The organism is bacterium, assembly GCA_040755795.1.
In the GTDB taxonomy this organism is placed as follows: Bacteria; UBA9089; CG2-30-40-21; order CG2-30-40-21; family SBAY01; genus JBFLXS01.
In genome coordinates, this window is the sequence record JBFLXS010000393.1 from 1 (window position 1) to 3,842 (window position 3,842).

A 3,842-nucleotide genomic window follows, 5' to 3' on the forward strand; every position below is an offset into this window, starting at 1 on the left:
CAGAGGTGGAAAGAATTGCCTGGTATTGGATGAACCTTGCGTTAAGATTAAGGCTTTCTCCATTGCTTACCTTTTTCCATGAAGATAAGGTACTGGTAGAATTACCCGAGCGAACATACATAGAAAGCTCTGTTGAAAATGGCTTTCTCTCTTTCCAGAAGATGCTTTCAAAGATAACTGAGGAACCGGCATCAAAGATAGATGAGGTATAGGTGCCAAGGGGGTGGTGGGGGGCTTTGTTTATTCCTGCAACAATTGGGCCTGAGCATTTGTAGGCAGTTACAAGGTCATAGTCTCCATCGTTGTCAAGGTCTACGCCAGAGATGTTGTAGACATAGGATGTAACTTTAAATATTTCAGTTTCAAACTCAGGTGCTCTTACAAAAAAAACACCACTAAGGGTTCCTAAGCGTTTATAGACAGAAAAATAATAACCATGAAATATCAGTTCCTCCTGATTGTCTCCATTCAGGTCAAAGGCAGATACCAACTCATACATAGGGTCATCCTCTTCAGGATCGTGTACCTGCCAGGTTGTATTTGCTTCCCAATCCTTATTTCTTTTAAATGATGGAGATAATGTCCCACCAATATTTTCCAATAGCATAAATGCATTCTGACCGACAAAGACCACATCATAATCTCTGTCATTATCAAGGTCAAGAATGAATGAACAGCAGTCAGTTATATCATTAAACTTAAACTCAGGCCCCTCAGCCAACAAGAACTGGTAAGTAAGGGTGAATGTCTGACAATAGGAGAAGCTAATAATCCCTGTATTTTTAAATCCACATGTATGGGACCCTCCTTCATCCACCATAAGGTCAGGCTTATCATCTCCATCAAGGTCTCCAACAGTAGGAAGGACCTCCACAAAGCCATATTGAGATAGGTCTATAGCACCCATTCGGCTCCAAAATGGCACCTCTTGTGTTCCTGTGTTTCTACTGAAAAAAACCAGGGGTTGCTGACAACTTCCTGCTCCCTCGCTATGTATCTCCTCATAATCGCCATCTTTGTCTAAGTCTGCAAAGGTTATTCCTCCCATAACATGGGCTCCGTCAAGGGGTTGGTAGGTGTGGAGCCGAAAGGAGGGGTTTTTCTTGTTTCCGATGTTCTCATAGCTAAAGAGGAAGGGATCTGCACTTCCATGTAGCATATCAAGGTCAGAATCTCCATCAAGGTCTCCAAAGCATACTGTTTCGTCTATAGTATCTCCGGGTGCGTTATATCCCTCTTGGTTTGCCCAAAATTTAAATCCGTGATACCAGGGCCCTTTAGGCCATATAGGTGATGATGTTCCATAATTGCTATAGCATTCTATTCCCCCACTCTCATCATGGGTAAAGCAAAGCATAGGGTTCTTTGTTTCACAGAGGTCAACAAGGGATAGGCTCAGGTTCCATGAGCTTCCTCTTGATGTATTAGGGATATATGGAGGGTTCCACTCTGGCTTTGCTGTAAAGCTTCCATTTTTATTCTCATAGGCAAGAAATCTTAAAGCACAACCCCCTGGTTGTGTAACTGTTCCTTGCTCAAGGAAAGAGACAATAAGGTCAGGATAATTGTCCTGATTCAGGTCTCCAAGGCAAGGTGCAAATTCATATACCCAATCAGGGTTATAGATGTTTTTTGGAAGGTTTTTTATATCAAACCCTTCGTGTCTCTCAAATGTAAAGTCTCCCCTTCCCTTATAGCCATAGATGTTGAAGGTTTTAGTGCCATTTATATAAACGATGCAATCAACCAACAGGTCTATTTTTCCATCCTTATCAATATCACCTAAGGCACAGTTTCCATAATAACTTCTATCTATAGAGAAGTCTCTATCAGCCCTTCTTTTAAATGTAGGTTGGTATTTTATTCCAATGTTTTCAAATACAGCAACGAGCATTGGCGATTTTCTAGTTACTAAAAGGTCTATGTCTCCATCATTATCCATATCTCCCAGTGCAGGTTGACAATTATGAAGATCAGCCATCTCTCCTCTTAAAGGAACCCAGGGGTCGGGTTGTTCAAAAATAGGGTATTGGGAAGAAATCTTGAGGGATTTAGGGTTTTTCATCCATTTTGTCCCTGGGATGTCAGATGTTGTAACCTGGGTAAGGCTTCCTGTCATAAAGTAATTATCCCTGAATTCAGAGGCATTGCAATATGCAATAGCCAATAAGCAATAGCCAATAGTTAATAAATGCTTAATCATTCTACTTAAGAATAACACATAATTACTTAAATTTCAAGTAAAAATTTATTGACAAAGATAGAAGTTTAGTATATACTCATAGATGATGAAGAAAAAATGGCATCCGTATTTCTCAAATGTATTAAAACATCTACTCGAACCTAAAGGGTTTAGTGTTGAAACTGAGGTTGAAGTTGGCAAAATGCCATTAAGGATAGATATTGTGGTCATTAAAAAGGGCAAGGATGCGGATGTTAAATCTTTACCTCTTGTATTCCAATCATTTACTGATTACAATGTCATCGAATACAAATCACCTGGGGATAGATTCACTCGGAATGATTTTGACCAATTATTTGCTTATGTGCTATTATTTAAGATAAAAAAGAATATAGAATGGCGAAGACAAATAAATGGTAACCGTTCAGATAGTAATTCACCGCAGAGACGCAGAGGAACAGAGAAGATATGGAAATAAATCAGATAACAGAAAAGATTATTGGTGCAGCCATTGAAATACATAAAACATTGGGAGCAGGTTTGTTGGAATCTGCCTATGAAGAATGTTTATGTTATGAGTTATCAATATTAGGGTTACATTTTAAAAGGCAGGTTGAATTACCTGTAAGATACAAAGGAGTTAGATTAGATTGTGGCTATCGGTTAGATCTTCTTGTTGAGGAAGAAGTTGTGGTAGAATTAAAAACTGTGGAGCAATTACTTCCAATTCATGAAGCACAGCTTTTAACCTACTTAAAAATGATAAATAAAAGGGTAGGTTTGTTGATCAATTTTAATGTTCCTGTCCTCAAGGATGGGATTAAGCGTATCGTCCATAAATTTTAATTTTCTTCTCTGCGTCTCTGCGGTGAACGGTTACTATTAGAGTTGATTGAGGCAGGATTATATTTACATCCTGAGGAATTCAAGGAGGAGGTGAAATTAATGCCACAGACATTAGCGGATAGACCAGATATAATGAGAGAGCTTGTTGATATAGTAGGGATTGACAAATTTGTGCAAGGGATTGGAGAGGAGAAGGTAATTCGTAGCATTGGTGAAAAAGAGGTAATTCGTAGCATTGGTGAAAAAGAGGTAATTCGTAGCATTGGGGAAGAGAAAATACAAAGAGATCTTATAAAACTTCTTGGCAAAGAGAAGATAAAAAAGATGTTGAAGGAAAATTAAGAAAATTAGTAAGCGTTCAATCATCAGATATCAGCAATCAGTTAACAGCCAGGGAATGGAGTGACACCACTTGTGGTGTTAGCGCTGTCACTTTGATATCAATTTTGCGTAAAGGGTGTCTATGTGTTTGGTAGTCTATGTAACCCAGACACTTAGACACCCAGATACCAGACTACCTGAACGGTTACCGATATTCAATATTATTCCTGTTACCTGAACGATTACAATTTTTCGGGTAATATCAGCCCAAAATGACTGACCCATTACTTGAAGGTATTCTCTTTCTCCCTCACTACTTCTACTGTCCCTGTAACTTCATCTACTACTATCTGAAAATCTCCAATAGTTATCACACTACCAGTTGATATCCCTTTAGGGAAGAAAGTTACTGAGTCTATTTCTGTTTCAAAAGGTATTTCTTGCGGGATGAAAAGGGTTTCCCCTTCACGACCTGATAGCCGTGTAAAGGTAT

Annotated in this window: 5 protein-coding genes; 3 read left to right on the forward strand and 2 right to left on the reverse strand. The window is 38.9% G+C overall.

All coding sequences use genetic code 11. From position 1 onward, the window contains the following. On the reverse strand, positions 1 to 2,203 hold a 2,203-nt coding region (locus tag AB1414_17195; GenBank protein MEW6609151.1), incomplete at its 3' end, for a VCBS repeat-containing protein. 82 nt (positions 2,204 to 2,285) lie between these two features. Between AB1414_17195 and AB1414_17200 the strand changes: the two genes are divergently transcribed. The 3 genes from AB1414_17200 (at position 2,286) to AB1414_17210 (ending at position 3,370) form a co-directional block, all read left to right on the forward strand. Beyond that, positions 2,286 to 2,660 carry a hypothetical protein gene (locus AB1414_17200; protein MEW6609152.1) on the forward strand — a complete coding sequence of 125 codons (375 nt, stop codon included), beginning with the start codon at positions 2,286 to 2,288 and terminating at the stop codon, positions 2,658 to 2,660. Next, positions 2,651 to 3,028: a GxxExxY protein gene (locus tag AB1414_17205; protein ID MEW6609153.1), complete on the forward strand. Its 378-nt coding sequence runs from the start codon at positions 2,651 to 2,653 to the stop codon at positions 3,026 to 3,028. The genes AB1414_17200 and AB1414_17205 overlap by 10 nt, the downstream gene beginning before the upstream one ends. A gap of 99 nt (positions 3,029 to 3,127) precedes the next feature. Beyond that, on the forward strand, positions 3,128 to 3,370 hold the full coding sequence (locus AB1414_17210; protein ID MEW6609154.1) for a hypothetical protein: 243 nt from the start codon (positions 3,128 to 3,130) through the stop codon (positions 3,368 to 3,370). A gap of 263 nt (positions 3,371 to 3,633) precedes the next feature. On the opposite strand, the gene AB1414_17215 is transcribed toward AB1414_17210, so the two are convergent. Further along, on the reverse strand, positions 3,634 to 3,842 hold a 209-nt coding region (locus AB1414_17215), incomplete at its 5' end, for a hypothetical protein (protein MEW6609155.1).